The sequence below is a fragment of the Aestuariivivens insulae genome (assembly GCF_022662195.1).
Classification (GTDB): domain Bacteria; phylum Bacteroidota; class Bacteroidia; order Flavobacteriales; family Flavobacteriaceae; genus Aestuariivivens; species Aestuariivivens insulae.
The window spans coordinates 170,407-191,333 of the sequence record NZ_JAKMCS010000001.1 but is presented as its reverse complement, the minus strand read 5'-3'; the positions used below and the strand labels follow the sequence as shown (position 1 = coordinate 191,333).

Genomic DNA, 20,927 nt, shown 5'->3' with positions numbered 1-20,927 from the left:
ATTATTGAATTAATTTACATTAAATTTAAAAAGCTCTGATGTTGAGCTGTTACCTTGCTCATCATTGGTAACCACATACCAATAATAGGCAGTTCCTGAAGTTACCGAAACATTAACCAATGAACTTGCCGTAATTCCTGAATTAAGAAGGGCTGGTGACTCTGTAGTTCCAAAATATACATCGTATGATGCGATGTCGTTATCTACATCGCTTCCCGACCATTCCAACGTTACTGTAGTAGTCGAAGCCATACTGCTTTCGTGCGCTGGAGCCACTACTGCAGCAGGAAAAGGTGCATAGTTTACATTGCCTTCACCAGCGTTATAAAACTTCCATGTTGCACTCGTTGCTGTATCGGTAACCGAATTGGATTTTGAAGTCACAAACCAAGAATACGGTGTTGCCCTAAAAAGTTCAATGCTTATTTCTGTATTGGTGGCACTATGCTTTGTTATCTCTCCAGAAACCAAATTTTTTAAAGTCAATTCATAAGAATCTGTATCGCTACCTGCAGTCCAATCAAAGGTTATAGTACTATTGTTAGTTGTAATATTTGTGCCTTCGGTACATTCTGAATTTTGCTCGGGAAAGACCAAACTTGCTGCAGTTGGTTTTTTGGGTATAACGACTTCCTTTACCTCTTCATCACTACCTCCACTACAATTAAGCAATACTAAACTTAAAAACGTATATATTAGGATCTTTTTCATTGTTTTATCATTTTATGATTTGTTATAATACCTCCAGCCTCTACGGTAATAATATATAGTCCCTTAGGGAAAGAAGTTATATTTAGCGGCACTTTGGATTGGTAGGTGTCTAATGTTTTTTGGTATACCTGTTTTCCTAAACTTGAGTAAATTGATACATTTACCGTTTTACTGTTTCGTGTGGACTCCCTTAATAACAGCGTTACAATGTCGTGTGCTGGGTTAGGATAAAACTTATCTGTTTGGTTTAAAACAATCGTTTCTTTATAAACCCCTTGACATGTTTTGTTCGTGCTTACTTCAAGTAGATTTATTGTATTGGGTTCCAAATTGACCGTAACTTGTTGCTTTGTAGTCTCAAAACTTTTTCCGTTTATACTTATATTATATGATGATGCTCCTGAAAGACTTAAATCTACAGATGTTTTTGAATCATCCACTTTTGAATAAACTGATAGATTCTCTGGCTCAGAAACCGAAACGGTAAAGCATTGCTCGTAGTAAGGTGCACCTTCTATGGTGATACATACAATGTAAGCTCCTGCTGAAAGATTGGTTACATTTAAGGTTGAGCTCACACCAAAATTTACGGTTTGGCTGAAAGCACTTCCAGTTATGACTGCGGTATAGGGGTAATCAGCCGTTGGAGTAATCTGGATTTTACCATTGTTACTGTTTCTGCAGGTCTCTGCAACTACAGCAACACTATAGTTGTTGATTGTTAGGTTAGGGATAACCGGTTTTTTAACCGTTATATAACCTACCACATCTTTGGTATTAGACCCTTGCAAGTTACTGGCCGTTAGGGATACGGTATAAACCCCTTCGGTACTGTAAGTCACCAACGGGTTCTGTTCTGTGCTTGTCGTTGGTGTTCCACCATCAAAAGTCCAATCCCACAATGTTGGAGCATCTGTTGAGGTATCTGTAAACGCCACTTGTTCACCTTCCCAAACTTCAGTTTTATCAGACGTAAAATTAGCTGTTGGCGCGGGGGGCATCGTAACGGTAACATAAGCATCTATTGTTTTTATATCGGTCCCCAAATCATTAGTAACGGCCAAACTAACAGCATAAGTGCCCGGATAATCATACGTTACCGTAGGATTTTGTTCGGTACTTGTATTGGGGGTTCCCCCATCAAAAGTCCATTCCCAGGTTTTTGGAGCCCCAGATGACATATCAGAAAATGTAATTTCCCCACCTACTAAAATGTTTGTTTGATCTGAAGAGAAATTTGCAACCGGTGCCATTTCAGGGGTATCATTCATAACATTTACAATTTCTTCAGCTGTTAATGCTTTGGAATAGATACGCACATCGTCAAGTTCTCCTCTCCAGTAATAATTAGAATTATAAGCAGAATTCCCAATTTGAAGGTTGTTTACCGTATTACTGGTATTTATAACCGTAGCTTCAGAATTATAGGAATCTCCTGAATCTGGCTGGTTGGCATAATACACCCCATCAATATAGAGTTTGATATCTGACATTTTATCGCCATCAGCTGGGTTATAGGTTACTGCAATATGGCGCCAAGTGTCTGTATCCAAACGTTCAACTGTAGCATCGTCATTTTGCACATTACACGCCCCTCCTTCTACCCTAATATTACCATTTGCAACCATCACATTAAACATACTTCCTCCCGTATTTTCTCCCCAGGACACAATGGTTTTTCTGGTTCCTACATTGGTTGTTTTAATCCAAGCCGTTACGGTACGTTCTCCATTTCCTCCAATGCCTTTATATGTATTTGTTAAGTATTGCCCACTGGTGCCAGGCACCTGATAGGCGCTTTCTGTATTTCCATCTTTATCATTAACATAAACAGGAGTATAACCACCAACAACTGCTAAATCTCTCTTATAGGACGAATCATCCATAAGGTTCCCTTGAAAATTATAATGTCCTTGTAATGGTCCAGACCCAGTATTTTCCACAACGGTGATATAATCAATCACTTCCTTGGTATCTGACCCTGTACTATTGGTCACTTGAAGACTTACTCTATACGTTCCCAGTGTATTATATACCACTGAAGGGTTTTGGCTCGTGCTAGTACCAGGGATCCCGCCTTCAAAAGTCCAATTCCATGATGTTGGGTTGTTTTGGGATGTATCGGTAAAATTAACCGCATTTCCTTGAAAAACGGTTTGTGTGCTTGCTATAAAATCGGCCACTGGTGCAGGCAATGCCGTTACATTTATATAATTGGCCACAGACTTTGTTTCAGTTCCCGAATCTGTTATATATGTTAATGTAACAGCATAAGTCCCTGGTGTATTATAGGTTACCAATGGGTCTTTATCGATACTTGTTGAAGGTGTTCCTCCTTCAAAAGTCCACATAAACGACCCCAAATCACCACCTATAGTCTCATTGGTAAACTGTACTTTATCCTCTGTAAAAATATCTGTCTTATCCGATGAAAAACCAACCGTTGGTGCCGGCATTGTCACATCATTAAGAGCCGTTCTCCAAAAGCCCCTCCCATCGGTCGAGACCGTTAAAAAGCTATCTGCCCGGGTAGCGCCATAGTATATACCCATGCCCGATACACGTATGGCCGGCAAGCCGTTCGAGTAATCGATCCAACTGCCCAAGGCCGCATCCTTGTAATACACCCCTATATCGGTCCCTACATAGATCCCTTCGTTACTGGACTTATCGTATACCATTTCCAATAGAGCCACTCCGGGAAGGCCCGTAGATATGTCTGTCCAGTTACTTCCCTTATCGACCGATTTATAGATCTTGCTCCCCTGTAAAATGTACACTATATTGGCATCGGTGGGATGGGTGGCTATATCGGTAACCGTACCCGTAGAAGGCAGACTACCCGTTAGGTTTGTCCATGTTGGGCTGGCCCCGCGTACATCGTCCGACCTGTAAAAGTTACCGCTCCCCCTGGACGCATACATGATATTATGGTCGGCATCACATTGCTCGATCTTCTTGATCTTGGTACTGCCCCCAAAAGATGATATTTTATCCCATACGGTCGATGATGTTGCCGTACGTGCATTGTTGATGCGCTCCACTTCAAACAACCCGACAAACAAGGTGTTTACATCGCTCTTATCGAGCACGCCCGTCCCGGTATACTCTCCTCTGTCTGCCGTAGAGGGGTTAATACGTTGGAAGGACATCCCACCATTGGTAGACCGGGAGATCTTCTCATATTTAAAGTGGTAGGCATAGGTATCGTCCGAATAATCGAATATCACCGTGGCCTCATCGCCCCCCCAGGGGCTGTACCAAACACCGTCCCTGTTGAGCTTGATACCACAATGGAACGTACCCCCGGCCACCACCTCGGGATTGACCTGGCTTTGGGCACACTCCCAGACTTCTGCTACCGGTAAGCCATCGGTGATCTGTTGGAATTTGCCGTTTCCGTTCAGGTAATAGATCCCGCCATCGTTAACAGCAAACAATACATGGGTATGGGGGGAATAGGCCCAGGTTAGCTGGTCCAAGTGCAGACCGCCACCATCGACCGTGACATTATTGAACACCTGTGTCCACGTTACCCCACCATCGGCCGACTTCCAGGACTTTACCCCGCCGGCATATACCATATCGGCATTGGTGGGATCGGCCACTATGAACAGGTTGTAATTGGGCTGCCCCCTGGAGATCGACCCATCGTCCTTATACCCTGTGATACAAGGTGTTCCTCCAGATTGCTTGGTGAATGACGCCCCTGAATCTGTAGATCGATACACCCCTTCAAAAGAATCGTCTCCCAAATGGTCCCTCGAGTTGATCACATAGACCGTATTGGGCGCCGCTGGGGTCACCGCAATTTTCATAAAGGCACCTTGACCAAAATCACTGGTGTTCTCCGTCCAGGTAAGGCCACCATCGGTAGAGCGAAAAAACTGTGAGGTCACTCCTTCCGTGCCTGCGTACATGATATCCGGATTGCTGGGGTGCAACCTTAACTCCTCAACTTTAGAAGCTGATTTTACCAATGCAAATGTAGTTCCGCCATCGGTAGAGCGATAGATACCGTTGTCGTTGCCCACAACAATCACCGTGGCCTGGTCCGGTTTTATCAACAGGGCATTGGTATTGCTGGAGGTCAAACCCGTGGCGCCCCAACTGAGGCCGCCATCGGTAGACTTTAGAACGCCCAAATTCGTCCCTATGTAAATGGTATTGGCATTGGTTGGGTCAACCTTCGAAATATATACATCTTCCACCAAGGGGTCGGTTAACGGGATCCAGCTGTTTCCCGCATCGGTAGTCTTGAAAAGCCCTCCCTTAAAGGTAGACACGCAATAAGTGTTGGCATCGGTAGGATGAAATTCAATATCCTTTACACGGCCACCGTCCTTCTTCACGCCGTTTCTGGGCCCCACATTAATGGGGCCATAGTTGAACCACTGCCCTTGCTGCTGGAACATGGCACTGGTCCTAAAACGCTGCAATTCCCGCTTTACCTGAGCCGCAGGGATCACATTGCCCAGACCGTCCAAACGCTTCGAATTGATCGCGTACCAATGCTCAAATTTTTCAATGTTTTCTTCTTCCATCCCTTCTTCTTCCCAACCATCACCCTCTCGGAGCTTCTGATGGGACAAATAAGAGTCAAAGGCTTCCTTTACCTCTTCCATGTTCACTCCCGGCTCTTCCATCATCTCTATCCAAACCGGATAATCTTCCGTTTCGGTAATATAAAGCTCTTGAGATTGTTGCTGCTTCCAAAGCATGGTCACGAATACTGCCAATAGAATTAACAATAGAAAGCTAAGGCCTAAAAATATCTGTCTTTTCATAATTCCCGATTAAGTTGTTCCTTTTTTAACTTTAATTAATTTATTGAGTGGTCAAACATATTGAATACCAAAATTATTAGGAAACACTAAAAACAACCGTTGGTTTTTTCGGTTAAAAAAGGGGGGATATTTTTAATATAGAACATATTCTAGACAAAACACTAAAAGTAACCCTATGGTTTTAAGAACAATAGTCACTTTCCCATAATAAAAATTCCCAAACTCGGTGTTATAAAACACCAAATTTGGGAATACCGCCATTAATCCTAAAAAGGTTCTTTAAACGCTTATTGCTTTACTACTTTAAAATATTTCATTGTTCCAGAGACATTAACCGCAACCATGTATATTCCACGTGCAAAGCGGCTTGTATCAAGCTCAATTTTATCATTAGCATTTAATACCTTATCCACTTTAATTTGTTTTCCAGACAAGGTATAAACCACAACTAAAACATCGCTGTTTAAATCGGTTGCTCCCTGTAAAGAAATGATCAATCTATCTGACACAGGATTAGGATACAGTTTTATTTTTGTTGTTTGCATATCATTATTGTCTTGGCCGATAGCAACTATACTAGTTTTATTTCCTCCCGATTTAGCCGATGAACCCGAGCAGTCTTGGATTAAAACATCATCAATATAAACCGACTCATTACTTTGGGAAAACGTTGAGCGCAATCTAAATACCGTAGTTGCACTAAAAGTATTTGTTATATCAAAAGCATCATTCAACCGTACTCCATCATTAAAATCTGTTCCCTCTATCCAGGTTTTTACATTGCTATATGTTCCTCCTCCGTTAGTTGACATTTCCAATACTACACTTTCTCCATTATCCACTTTATCAGAAACAAACGACAGACTAAACGAAACTGTACTATACGATGATAAATCCAAATTATTGGAATACATATTAGAGCTACTATTACCCCCTTTCAACCTAATACTATATATTCCTGAATTAGCATTGCCACTATCTAAAGAAGCATTTTGTCCTCCATCATTCCAATTTCCAAATCCGCCTTCAAAATCATCGGATATGACATTACTACACGTGGGCGCTGGAACCATATTTGCTATATCTTGGGCCGTCAAGGCCTCAGAATACAAACGTATATCACTCATTTGACCAATAAACTTTCTTAGATTTTGATCATCCCCTATTTTCACATCACCACCATCGGTTGTATTTACCGCAACAGCACCAACCAATGAATTGACTTCAAGCTGTCCATCTACATATAATCTCGCATCCTGGATATTTGGTGTGCCATCATCAGCAAATGTACAGGCCACATGATGCCACTGTCCATCGGCCACATTAGTAGACCCCACAATATATCCTCCACCAATTTCAACTCGAAGAAGACCAGATGTATTTTGCATAAACACCCATTTTGTAGAGGTAGCTGCTGCACCCCAGGACATTATAGCCTTATTTGTTGTTGTGGTTTTAATCCACCCCGTAATGCTGCGATCTCCAACCCCTAATACACCAGAATATTGTGGTATAGAAACCCTATCGGTTCCATCAAAATCGGCTACGCTTCCCTTTGTTGCATCCGTTACAAAGGTTACTCCAGAATTAACTCCATCTCTTGCATAGGGTGAGCTATCGGTAAAATTACCATCAAATAAATAGTGAGCCTGTAGAGTTCCCGAAGCAGAAGTTGTTACAGTTATAAATCCTACTTTTGTCATAACATCGCTTCCTTCTGCATTGGTCGCCGTAAGCGCTACATCGTAGGTTCCGGCAGTATTGTAAACTACACTTGGGTTTTGGACCGTACTGGTACTTGGGGTACCCCCTGAAAAAGTCCAGGACCATGAGGTTGGTGTATTGGTAGAACTATCGGTAAAATTAACCGTTCCTCCTTCTGTCACCGTAGTCACATCGGATGTAAAATTGGCCACCGGTGCTGGAACCGTTACTGTAATATAGCCCATTTTGGTAATTACATCATTTCCTGCTGCATTGGTTGCCGTAAGTGTCACATCGTAGGTTCCTGAAGTATTATACACTACACTTGGATTTTGAGCTGTACTTGTACCTGGTGTACCTCCCGCAAAAGTCCAGGACCATGAGGTTGGTGTATTGGTAGAGTTATCGGTAAAATTAACCGTTCCTCCTTCTGTCACCGTAGTCACATCGGATGTAAAATTGGCCACCGGTGCTGGAACCGTTACTGTAATATAGCCCGTTTTGGTAATTACATCATTTCCTGCTGCATTGGTTGCCGTAAGTGTCACATCGTAGGTTCCTGAAGTATTATACACCACACTTGGATTTTGAGCTGTACTTGTACCTGGTGTACCTCCCGCAAAAGTCCAGGACCATGAGGTTGGTGTATTAGTAGAGCTATCGGTAAAATTAACCGTTCCGCCTTCGGTCACTGAGGTTACATTGGATGTAAAATCTGCAGTAGGCAAAGTTCCCGAATTTTCATTCATCACAGCACTAACTTCCTGAGCTGTTAAAACCTTAGAATAAATGCGCACATCATCTAAAGTACCCACAAACCCTCTTGATCCCACACTAAACTTCTCATTACCCACTACAACAGAAGAAGGGTCTGTTGAGATGCCTCCCCACGTTGTATTACTAGCCATAGCATCCTCAACACCATCTACATATAACTTTATGGTTCCATTACCAGAACCAGAATCGTAACCATATGTTACAGCCACATGGTGCCATGTACCATCGGCTACGGTAGTAGCACCAGATAAACCTGTACCCGCCACTTCAGTTCTTAATAGCCCTGCTCCATTTATTATCACTGAAAACTTATGATAATTAGGCGTGGTTTCCCCCAAGCATACAATGCCTTGATAAGCCAAGGTAGAGCTCTTTACCCAAGCCATAACCGTACGATCCGTATTTCCAGAAATAGGGAAATTTTGGGTATTACTCAAATAACTTGACGCTCCTCCTGTTATTACCGCACTAGACACATTACCGTTATGATCTGCCTCATAAGTTCCTGGATAGGATGTTGAACCGCTATCGGTTAAGTCTACCCCATAGACCGAAGCATCCGTTAGCCCTCCATCGAATTTATAATGTGCCTTTAGATCGTTAGGCGGAAAAACCGTGATATAATTTGTTTTAGTTACTATATCACTGCCTTGCGCATTGGTAGCCGTTAATGTTACACTATAGGTACCTGCCGTTGCATAGCTTACCGAGGGGTTTTGTATCGTACTTGTACTTGGGGTACCTCCAGGGAATGACCACGACCATGATGTAGGCGCTCCTGATGATGCATCTGAAAAATTTACTGCACCACCTTCTTCAACATTAGTTATGTTAGACGTTAAGTTTGCTACTGGGGCTTGTGGCACAAAGTTATTCAATAACACTTTCCATACACCTCTACCCCAAGTAGCCACATATAGGTATCCTGTATTATGCTGGATCTCCAAATCGGTAACTGTACAATTTGGCAATCCAATACCATAAAGCGACCAACTGCTAGTAACATTATCCCGGTAATACACCCCTACATCTGTTCCGACATATAGTCCATCTTCTGCAACGTTCTCAAACACCACATCATGAGTGGTTAAATTAGGCAAACCAGTAGATATATTAGCCCAACTGCTACCACCATTGCTTGTTTCAAAAACTTTATCGCCATCTGAATAGCCTGCATGGCAAACTACCACATGGTCTGGATTATTATAATCGATGGCTATCCCTTTAATTACTAGGTTAGGTAAAGTCCCTGTAATCTCCGTCCAATTGGTACCCCCGTTGGCAGTTTTCCAAATTCGGTTCTTCACCGAGGTATAAAGCACTTGCCCGTCGGAAGGCGCCACAGCCAATTCATCTATTACATCGGCTACCCCTAAATTTGCTATAGTAGTCCAAGCTCCCCCTTTGTTTGTTGACTTCCAAACTTGGCCACTACCTTCTCCCAAAAATAGGGTATTGGGGTCTGTAGGGTGCTGTACCAATGGAGGCAAAGTACCTGGCTTGGTATCGCCTAAATCTGTTCCAATACCTGTAGCAGCAGCATTATCTGTACGTTTAAAATCGCCATTATAAAGTGAGCAATAAAACACGTTGATATTAGAATAGTCTGCTACACTGGTACCTCCATCGCCACCCCTCCAATGACGCCATACACCATCGTACAAAATACTGGTACCATTATCTTGTGTTCCTACTACCAGTGTATTATCATCTGCTTGAGATACTCCCAAACCATGCTCATAAATCTCATGATTGCCCATATTAAATGTCAATACACTATAATTAAGGCCTCCATCAACACTCTTTACCAACCAACCATCGGTACCCATATAGATATTACCATTTACAACCACAACTTGCCTATTATCGGCATGCACAAAGTTACCACCAATCCCGGTAGAATTGCCATAAACCCAATTGGTGACTTTAGTAAAACTTGTTCCCCCATTAGTGGATCGGTAAGTATCCAAACTTCCATTAATAATTAAATTTGCATCGGTATCTGAAACTCCAAACCCTCCATACTGTCCAGTACCTCCATCGGGTGATCCGCCTTGCGTAAAACTAGTTCCACTATTTGTCGATTTAGTAAAATAGTTTTTAGCGGACACATATACATTATTAGGTGCTGCAGGGGTTATAGCTATTTGCATTTTGGCGGGTGTTGTTAGTCCTGTACTCGTAAAACTTGCACCTCCATTGGTACTTTTATACAAAGTTTTATCTGTATCATTAGAAGCATAAACTGTATTACTATCCCCTGGTTTAAACTCAACATCATTTATTTGCCCTGTAAGCACCGTAGAATAGGTTTGAAATCCATCTACTGTTCTTATTAACCCATTTGAAGTTGCTGCAAATAAAATTTGAGGGTTTGACGGATCAATAATTACTTTATGGACTTTCGTTAAATCTGTAACTATATCCAAGGTATAGCCTGTGGCGCTCCAGGTATCTCCTCCATTGGTAGATTTAAAAATCCCCATACTATAAAAGGTGCTCAATGAACCTATATTCGTAGATATATATACTTCATTCACGTTGGAGGGATTTACCGCTATACTTCTTACTCCTGTAATCCCCAGTTGATCGGTCTTAGGAGTCCAATTAAGCCCGCCATCGGTAGTTTTCCAAAAACCTCCACCTCGGCAGCCTATATAGATATGATTTTCATCGGAGGGGTTTACCCAAATGGCATCGACCCTACCATTACCATTTCGAGTATTATTATACAACATCTTAAGTTCTACATTTGGTCCCATTTCTCCCCAACTGTTTGCTACCATGGTTGCGGTTGTGGCCCCTTCGAATGTTGGACGACTAGCTGGTGTTACGTTTTCCAATCCGTACTGCCCTCTAATCTCAAAAGGCAAGAAAGGGTTATATCGCGTACGATCACCACTGGGGTAAAACTGATCTTCGTTGAGCATGACCCACCTACGGAACTGCTTATAACCAGTTCCCTTACCTTTATCCTTGTCTTTAAAATACGCCTCACCGGCAGCTATAACATCATAAACGTTACAGGACAGATCCTCCATCATATCTAAATAATGAGGATGCTGGACACCCTCCCCAATTCTAGCATGGGATGCACCAAATGTACTTAATGGTTTCTGCCATAACAGAAGTGCCGCTATGAGCAACACGAAGCTAACACTTAAAAATAACTGTTTTTTCATAATCTTTGATTTACTTTGTTTTTTTTGCTATTAATTAATTTACTGAGTGGTTACTTTTATTATTTAATATTTTAAATGTTAAAACTATAACGAAATCTTAAAATAAAAAGCTGGTTTTTTCAGTTAAAAGAGGGGGGATATTTTGTTAGAAAGCAGATCTCGTAGATAAAGTCGTGCAAAAAAGAAATAAAAATCAAAAACTCTTACTTATCCAAGTCCCACCTTAATTTGGCTAAGCCCTAAACTGACACAAATGACTATCTTTTAAGGAAATAGCCTTGTATCTTATAAACTCGTTGTGCTTTTTGAAAAAGTTCTGTCAACCAGTCCGTCCGATAGGCTGGTTCGAATGAAGTTTACTTTTGAAATGAGTGAAATTTGTACTTCGATAAACTTAGCAGAACTATCGAGAACCTGCCAGCCGATAGACAGACAAGGGTTTTAATTATTGAAATTGATCTCGATACGATTTTTTTATCAAAAAATCACTCGAACTGACATTTTTAGAATGAGTTGGCCACAAAATGTACAACGTGTATCTTAAAAAAAATATTCCCAAATTCAGTACTATAACATACTGAAAATGGGAATAACGCTATTAACCCAAGAAGGTTCTTTAAAAGCAGTTTACTGCTTTATTACTTTTACTGTTGAAGCTTGAACTCCAGATGTCACTTTAACAATATATAATCCTGTAGCAAGAGCAGACACATCTAATGCTGTCTCGTTTTGATTAATTACCTTTTCTATTACCAAACGACCAAGCATATTATAAACCTCAACACCTAAAGCATTGTTGGTTTTAGCTTTTACGTTTAAAAGCCTTGATATACGCGTTGGATATACACTAATCGTACTAACTTCAACATTCCCTTTTACCGATAAGGTTTGTCTGTTATAAACCGAAGTAACCTCCCCAGCAGTAAGCGCATTGGAATACATACGTACATCATCCAAAGCGCCGTCAAATGCATAAGTACTATACACTGTAGAAGCTACTTTTAAAAAGTTGGTTGTAATGTCTGTATTTATAACCACGGTTTCTGAATTATATGATGTTCCAGCATCTGCCTCATTGGTACTTAACGCACCATCGACATAAATCTTGCAGTTTGCTAATTTATCCCCGTCATTAGGATCAAAGGTCACCGCTATATGGTGCCAGGTCCCATCATTCAACCCAGTATCCGATGTTTTTAATGATGAGGTTCCCCCTTCTATTCTGGGCACTCCATTATCAATCATGACATTGAACATTTTTCCTGGAGCATCGATTCCACAAGATACTATAGGTTCCCTACCAGTTCCAGTAGTTTTAAACCAAGCCGTTACCGAGCGGGCATTACCTGCACCTATACCTGGATAACCTGTTATTAGATGGTCTGCATATACCCCAGATGTCGTCAAGGCACTGGAAGCATTAGCATTGGCGTCGGCTTCATAGCTGGGCACAAAAGATCCTGTAACCGTTAAATTCCTGCCATACGAAGAAGCATCGTTTGTATTACCATCAAAATTATAGTGCGCTTGTAAATCTCCTGTTCCGGAACCAGCCGATACCGTTATATAGTCTGTCTTAACCTCATCGTCACTTCCTCCTGCATTACTTGCCGTTAATGTAACCGTATAAGCCCCTGCTGTGGGATAAGATACTACCGGATTTTGAGCCGTTCGATCGCCAACAGCATCGGCCGATCCAAAATCCCAAGTCCATGACGTGGCAGCATCCCCAGTAGAAGCATCTGTAAACTCAACCATTTCCCCCTCACTAGGTGAAGTATTGCTTACACTAAAATTTGCAACCGGTGCGGTTACAGTCACGCCAGCTAAAGTCGCTATTTCAGTATTCGTTAAGGCTCCCGAATAAATAACCACATCATTTAATTCCCCTCTATAAAAGTGACCTGTCCCATAAACAGCCTCTCCTATTCGAACATCGTTGGTAGCTGTATCGGTATTTAATACCGTAGTTCCATTATAATTACTTCCTTCAACTTGTAAGACTCCATCGATGTACATCTTACAAGAAGACAATTGTCCTCCATTATCATTAGGGTCGAAGGTCACGGCCACATGGTGCCATGAACTATTGGGCACCGTCCCTGCACTTAAAAGACTTGATGTACCACCTTCAACACGTATTTTCCCCACCTCTATCATGACGTTAAACATTTGTCCCGATGCATTAACACCCCATGAAGCAATAGTTCTTCTGTTTGTTCCTGCTCTTAGGTTTATCCAAGCCGCTACTGTTCTAGCTCCATTGCCTGCAATACCCTTATAACCTGTAGCCACCAGGTATTCACCTGTAGCATCTTGCGCATCGAAAGCACTCTCTACATTACTATCGTTGTCCGTTACAAAAGTTTTAAGAGCACTACCCATTTTGGTAAGGGTTCTTCCATTACCTGAGGCGTCTGTTAAATCACCATTGGTCCCAAATTCATATTTAGCTTCTATAGTTTGACCAAACACTATGGTACCTGTAAATAAAGCTAATACTAAAAGTAATTTTGTTTTCATTGTTTATGGTTTTTAGAATAGTTAGATTGCTTAAAATTACTTAGCGAAAAGAAGAAATAGAGTCGATTTTTTCGGTTAAAACAGGGGATATATTTACGACAAACCCTTATGTTACAGATAAAAAGCCAAAACAAGGGATAAAAGGATTGCACAACCATTCTTATCGTTAAAACGTTACTTTTTTAAACTCAAAATGAGCAAGAAAAACTTATTAAAACCAGGTGTTCGTTTTAATATTAATTAACATGAATCTAGGATAAGAAAATGTATTTTAGTTTAAGTGTTTATTTAAAAAACCATATCGAAAGCAAGTAATTTTTTGACTAAACAAGCTTCTCGATACAAAATCCTTCCAGAATTTCACACGAAGTGACACCCAGAATCCTTAAACAAGATTTACGTTAATTAGAATCTGAAATAACACTTCGCTTCGACTACGCTCTGACAAGGCTACAAACTCAAATGGTATTGGGTTTGTACTACAAAAAAAACCAACACTACTTTGTATCAGGCTTCTTTTGCAATCGCGACAGGCCTGACTTAAACCGCTCCTACCCCTTATTTTTACTACTATTATATAACTTTCATTTGTTTATGCACACCTAATTGCACACCATAACCACAAAAAGAACTTCGAAGATATAATTTAATCTTCTATGGTATTATAAAGCACAAATTAATCCAAAGTTTATTGGTTTTTAAATTTGAAAATTCCAAATATTATACTCCCCTGCTCAAACAAGACTATCTTTCAACCTTTTTTTTATACAAAAGGGATCTGTCCCTCCACGGTAGGCAAAATAGTCAAGATTTGAGAACAATTATATAATGGAAACTTTAAGAAAAAGTTGTTGTACATTACACATTCGGATATTGCTCTTTTTTAATATTAACAATACAATTTAATAACACACCTTTGCACACTTGTACCATATTTTTCCCTTTTTATACTAATAAAGAAAATTAATTAAGAATGATCAATCATACTTTCTTCTTTAAACCATAAATCCTCGAGACTGGAACTTAAGGTCATTGTATGGTAATTTTCCTTTATCACTCCATTGCTTACCTGTGCCTTTTGACCATAAGAATAACCAATGTCTAAACTTATAGCACATATACAAAGACAGAAGCCATACAAATTTAAACAGGCTTTAAAAAAGACCATCAGATTCCAATATAGGAAACTGCTTTTTATTAGGGAGTATTTTTTACCTGTTTGTGTTTTTGAAGGCTCTTCCAACCTTTGTTTGGCCTTAGTGATAAGTGCCGCAAATGGCCTGTAAGGCATCGCTTGAGTAGCAAAGCCATGACGAGAACCATGAGAAGTTGACCGCTGTTCTATATTACTTAAAGGTTTCCTACCTTTCTCCTTTCTGTTGCTAATAAAGAATCTATTCTTTTCATTTTTTCTTTAAGCATGATTACTTTATCCGGATCTGTATCGGCCAAATTATAGACCTCTGATATATCGCTCTCAACATCGAAAAGAAATATGTCTTCATCTAGTAATAAAAGCTTGTATTTTCCATCTCTTATCCCTTCAAGCTTTCCATTTTTAGAATAATACAAAAACGGATAGTCATCCAATTGTTCGTCAACTTCTATAAGTATTCTGGAAACATTGCGCCCGTCAACCTTCTTCTCTGAAAGTTCGGCTCCACAGAAACTCGCAACAGTAGGCAGTATATCCATATTGGTAATAACTTGGCGCTGCATGGTTCCAGCTGGAATTTTTCCCGGCCATCTAACAATGCACGGCACCCTTTGTCCACCTTCCCATGTAGTCCCTTTAGCTCCTCTTAATGGACCAGAGGCCCCCCCTTCAGTCTTATTGATTTTCCAAGGGCCATTGTCTGAAGTAAAGATAACAAGCGTATTGTTATCAATTCCTTGCTCCTTTAATGTTTTCAAAATTTGTCCCACACTCCAGTCAATCTCCTCTATGGTATCTCCATAAGGTCCCCTTACGCTAGTGTTCTTGAACTTATCTGAAGCATAAATGGGAATATGTGGCATGGGATGCGCCAAATACAGAAAGAATGGGGTTTTCTTTCCTTTCTTTATAAAGCTCACCGCTTTTTCCGTCAGCCTCTTCGTTAGCGTGGTCTGGTCAGGATCCAGTTCCAGTGTGTCCGATTGGGATAACAGGGGCAAGCGCCACTTATAATTATTCCTCCCCATATACTCCTGCTCTTTTTTGCTCATATCATTGCTAAATGGAATCCCGAAAAACTCATCGAAACCTTGGTTATGTGGCAGGAATTTTTCCTGGTGCCCCAGATGCCATTTGCCAATACAGGCTGTTAAATAGTTCTTTTCCTTTAAAATCTCGGCCAAAGTCTGTTCTTCTGGGTTAAGCCCAGTCGTAGACGAAGGGTACAGAACACCTTTTTCAAGGCCTACCCGCTTTGGGTAAGATCCAGTCATTAGTGCAGCCCTGGAAGGAGTACACACGGGCGCAGCCACATAGAACTGGGAAAGCTTTATCCCTTCTGTGGCCATTTTATCCAAATGGGGAGTATGAATAGTAGGATTGCCAAAGCAGCTTAAGTCTCCATAGCCCATATCATCCGTATAGATAATAATGACATTTGGGGTTTGGATATCCTTTTGGCCACAGGCACTAAAAATGATAAAGCCATTAAGGGCGATAAAAAATTTGAATATTTTCATTTTTTGTTTTTTAATTGAGACTACTTCACTAATCATTTCAGATACAATAGTTAGCATTATATATATTTTTTTAAACCTGTCTTAGAGGCAGTTTTGTTAATTCAATTTGTTTTAATCGGAATGTGCACGTTAAACGATAGGTTAACATCGCTTTCGGTTTTTTTAAATTGAGCAGCGCAAAAAAGCATAGCGGGTTTGCCTTCTTTATTGAACCATACCTGAGGCCTTTCTAAATACTTCAATTCACTTACAGTACCATCTTCCCAAGTGATTTTAGGTTCCATAACATTTGGGGTTTCTGCTGCTTGCCAATTCTCACCATCTTCTGAAATAAACAGGGCTAACCCATGGCTTCCAGTATAGAGCCCTCGTTGGTCATCTAATATGGCATAATACATTTTATCCTGAAACCACAAAAAGGGATCTTCAGCCTCTTTATCTGTAAGGATGGGATTCTCTGCAATGGTAAAAGGACCGTCTGGGCTTAAGGAAGTTGCCATGCATTGAATCATTCGGTCTTTAAGCTCCGGGGTATTCGATCGGGTTTTAAAAATCATTAGAAAGGAACCATCTGGTTTTTGGCAAACACTAGGGTTCACCATATACCCTTCTGCCCCTTTTCCTTCCTGATATTCGATTAGCGGAGATTTACTAACCGCCCACGGTCCATTAGGGTCGTCTGCAACGGCTACACCTATTCGTTGCCCCCAACGATGGTTCTCTTTTTTTGAGCCTTTCCCAAAATCTTCATTTACATGGGAAATAAAGTATAGGTAATACTTGTTGCCAAACTTTTTAATATGAGGGTTATGCGCGGATTGTTCGTTCCAGTGCCCCTTGCTAAACCCCTTCAATATCACCTCTTTGTGTTTATAGGGGCCTTCCGGAGCATCGGCAATCGCATGTGCAATTACAGAATGGTCCAGCCACCCTCCAAATCCTTCAGACTTAGGCCATGTTGAATAGTAAATATGGTATTTTTGGTCTTCTCCTTCTACCATGGAAGCTCCCCATACATAATTGTTAGGATCTTTAAGTACAGAATGGAAAGGCACGGGCTGGATAAGTTTGCTTAAATCCAATCCCTTAGTTATATTGCTTATGGAAGCCTGCTTTACTATTTTCTTTTTTTTCCCACATGACAACAACACCAAACCTAAAAGAAAGGCCAATATTAGACTTTGTTTATTCATTTGCTCGTTTTATAGAATTTATATGTTTATCCCTATTTTTAAAATATGCCTTACCTTCTTCAATAACATCATAGACATTGTATTTAACGTCGTCCATCATGTCTTTGTATTTTTGTGCCGACCCAAAAGAGGCCCAAAAACACAAAATAATTAAAAGTGAGATTTTAAAAAACTTTGTAGTAGTGGTTAGCATAATTTAGAAATTATTTGATTAGTGATGTCCAAAATACTACTTACGCTCTGAAAATATCGGGTAATTTTTAATCAAAAAATGGGGAGGGGATTTTTTAAGCAAAACACCAATATTCGTTATTTAAAGCTACAGATATCGTACTTTTTTAACAAAACTATTGAATAATAATATTTTTTAGATCTTCCTTGATAGATATAGAAACAATTGTCTATAAAAATTTAAAACTCTTACTATGTGTTTCTTAATCATTTATTTAAACTTAATCACCATAAACTTTAGAAAAAAAAATCCATGTTTTTAAGGATTGCTTGTTAAACCATTTTCAATAAGCGGAATTCTAAAACGTTCTACTTCTGCATTTTGATGCTCGTTAGCAAAAATAGCTTCAGCCTTTTTGATGATTTCTGGGTGTTTATCGGCAATATTATTGGTTTCAGAAGGGTCTTCCTTAAGGTTATACAGCTCTAAGGTTGGTTCTTTCTTTTTGTTTTTTAGGTTATGGCGCACCACTTTCCAATCTCCCATTCTAATCGCTACCTGCCCTCCATATTCTGGATATTCCCAGAATAGAAAATCATGCTCTTTTTGGTTGTTATCTTCTCCTTTAAGGGTTGGCAAAAAGCTCAAACCATCGGTATCCTGAGGCGCATCAAAACCAACAATATCAGATAATGTTGCCATAACATCGTACTGAGCAGAAACTAAGTTACTGATAGTCCCTGGTTTAATATGCCCAGGCCAAGAGGTAATCATTGGCACACGGATTCCGCCTTCATAAACAAAACCTTTGGCTTTACCCATTTCTTCCCCGAAAACTCCCGAACTGTTAAAGAATTCACCATCTACACCACCAGCATAGGTTACACCATTATCAGAAGAAAACATAATCAATGTGTTGTCGTAAAGACCATTATCTTTTAGATATTGCACCAGCTTTCCAACATTTTCATCTAAATAAGATATCATTGCTGCATATCCTGCCCTTGGATTTTGATGTGGGTAATACCCCATTTGGCCTAGATAAGGTTCTTCTTCACCAAATTTCTTTTTATAATAATCTACCCATCTTTGAGGAGCTTGGATAGGCGTATGTGGTATTGGAGTTGCCCAATAAAAGAAAAAAGGATTTTCTTTTTCTCTATCAATAAACCCTAACATTTCATTGAACATGAGATCTGGTGTATATTCATTAAGCGTATAATCCTTATAGCTCTCAGAATCATTTGGATCAGCATCTTTTAATAATTTTCTTGATGGCCTAATAGTGTCGTTATTTAAATGTACCCGTTTTTCATTTTTATATAAATGAACGGGATAATAGGTATGTGCTTGTCGCTGACAATTATATCCAAAAAAGAAATCGAAACCCATTTTAGTTGGTATAGCTACTGTATTTGGCGCTCCTAAGCCCCACTTACCAACCATTCCTGTGGCATATCCACTTTCTTGTAGTTTTTTAGGGAATAATAAAGTATTTTTAGGTATTGGGCGTTGCCCCTCTAATGTTGAATCTAAAATGGCTTTTCGATAATTCCAAACTTCACCACGCTCGCTCCATTCATCATTTCCTCTTATATAGGCATGCCCAGAATGCTTTCCTGTTAACAACATGTACCTAGCAGGAGCGCAAACTGGAGCACTTGTGTAGTGCTGGGTGAAAAGCATACCACTTTTTGCTAAAGCATCGATGTTTGGTGTTTCTATTTTTTCCTGCCCATAGGCACCAAGTTCACCATAACCTAAATCATCTGCTAAAATATAGATGATATTAGGTTTTACCTGTGTTTTCTCCTCTTGTATATTTTGTTTTGGCTTGCAAGAGAAACTAAACACTAGCAATACAGCTATGGTTAAGATTTTAAAGAAATGTTGATTTTTATAATTCATGGAATATATTATTTACTTTACTAACTTAATATTTTTAAATCTAATATGGGTGTTTGTATTCGCTAATTTAAGGTTGGCTAATTCGTCAAAATAAACTCAATAAAACCAAACCTAGTTTCTAGATTTGGTATTTTTTTATCAGCACCTAATTGATTTACAAATTAAAAAAGATGCTTACCTTCTTACATTTGTAAATCGATAAACATCTTTTTATACTAACTCAAATAATTATTCTACAATTACCTAAAAAAGGACTGTGCTTTTTATGTATAGATAATAAGTTTATTATATCCCAGCTAACTCAGCTATTTCTGCAGTTGTTAAAGCTCTGTTATATATCAACACATTATCCATTGCGCCAGAATAAAAAAGTTTACCTAATTGAGACCCTATTTCCACTTCTGTTTCTCCTGCATTTCCTGTACCCCCTCTATTTGTAAAATAACCATTAGCTGCGTGTGTTGCATCTACTGCTCCATCTACATAAAGTGTGACTAAATTGTCCTTAATAGTGTATGCAATATGGTGCCATTGACCATCATTGATTTTTGTTGATCCTGTTATTCCTCCCCCAGCATACTCAAAACGCATATTATTTGGTGTCATCCTAAAGGTAGCTCTACTACCTAAACCACTTGCCCCCCAGTGGGCAACACAAGAATTTGCAGAGGCCGAGCTTTTTATCCAAACAGCAACTGTTCTATCTGCCGTACCGTTAATACCTGTATATCCAGGTATGGTAATACTATTGCTCCCATCAAACGTAAAGCCAAAATCATTAACCTTACCTGCTTCATAAGCTGGTGTGCCACCATAGCTTACTATTTGCTCTGAATATTCTTCAAATAAATTTTGTTCAAAATTCAAACGCACCCTTACAGCTGGGTCTAAAGGCTCACCTTCAACCGTAACATATCCCTCCTTAACTACTTCATTAGCGCCAAATTCATTTCTGATTTTTAATGAAACAGGATAAGTTCCTCTAACTGTGTACTTAACGGAAACATTAGGAACAGTACTAGAACCAGGGCTGCCACCAAAGAAAGTCCAGCTATATAAATCTCCTTCATTAGCAGTTGCTGAGGCAAAATCTATTGTTTCAAATTGAAAAATAGAAGTTGTTGAAGCACTAAAGTCTACTGAAGGTAGTAATTCTTCATTTATCTCTTTTTCAAGAGCAAAATCGCCATCAAACTTATCGCACGAGCTCAAATTTAAGGTTATAATCGCTGCAAATGCAATTATAGTGTATGTTTTAAATAACTTCATTTTTATGTTTTTTTTAAATTAATTG

Annotated in this window: 8 protein-coding genes; all 8 read right to left on the bottom strand. The window is 39.7% G+C overall.

Annotation, left to right across the window (positions count from 1 at the left end; genetic code table 11):
- Positions 1 to 9: 9 nt before the first annotated feature.
- The 8 genes from MR062_RS00685 to MR062_RS00650 all read right to left on the bottom strand — a co-directional run bounded on the left by MR062_RS00685 (position 10) and on the right by MR062_RS00650 (position 20,902).
- Positions 10 to 711, bottom strand: a complete 702-nt coding sequence (locus MR062_RS00685) for a hypothetical protein (RefSeq protein ID WP_242202128.1) — start codon at positions 709 to 711, stop codon at positions 10 to 12.
- Positions 708 to 5,498, bottom strand: coding sequence for a PKD domain-containing protein (locus tag MR062_RS00680; RefSeq protein ID WP_242202127.1), 4,791 nt, complete (start codon positions 5,496 to 5,498; stop codon positions 708 to 710). The genes MR062_RS00685 and MR062_RS00680 overlap by 4 nt, the downstream gene beginning before the upstream one ends.
- Positions 5,499 to 5,785: 287 nt before the next feature.
- Positions 5,786 to 11,161, bottom strand: a complete 5,376-nt coding sequence (locus MR062_RS00675; protein WP_242202126.1) for a PKD domain-containing protein — start codon at positions 11,159 to 11,161, stop codon at positions 5,786 to 5,788.
- A gap of 627 nt (positions 11,162 to 11,788) precedes the next feature.
- Positions 11,789 to 13,684, bottom strand: coding sequence for a LamG-like jellyroll fold domain-containing protein (locus MR062_RS00670; protein WP_242202125.1), 1,896 nt, complete (start codon positions 13,682 to 13,684; stop codon positions 11,789 to 11,791).
- A gap of 1,350 nt (positions 13,685 to 15,034) precedes the next feature.
- Positions 15,035 to 16,360, bottom strand: a complete 1,326-nt coding sequence (locus MR062_RS00665; protein ID WP_242202124.1) for a sulfatase family protein — start codon at positions 16,358 to 16,360, stop codon at positions 15,035 to 15,037.
- A 101-nt stretch (positions 16,361 to 16,461) separates the two neighbouring features.
- Entirely contained in the window at positions 16,462 to 17,553 is a 1,092-nt protein-coding gene (locus tag MR062_RS00660; RefSeq protein WP_242202123.1) for a glycoside hydrolase family protein, read from the bottom strand.
- Between the two features lie 490 nt (positions 17,554 to 18,043).
- A complete protein-coding gene (locus MR062_RS00655) occupies positions 18,044 to 19,633 on the bottom strand; it encodes an arylsulfatase (protein ID WP_242202122.1) in 1,590 nt (529 codons plus the stop codon).
- 285 nt (positions 19,634 to 19,918) lie between these two features.
- A complete protein-coding gene (locus tag MR062_RS00650) occupies positions 19,919 to 20,902 on the bottom strand; it encodes a LamG-like jellyroll fold domain-containing protein (RefSeq protein WP_242202121.1) in 984 nt (327 codons plus the stop codon).
- Positions 20,903 to 20,927: the final 25 nt, after the last annotated feature.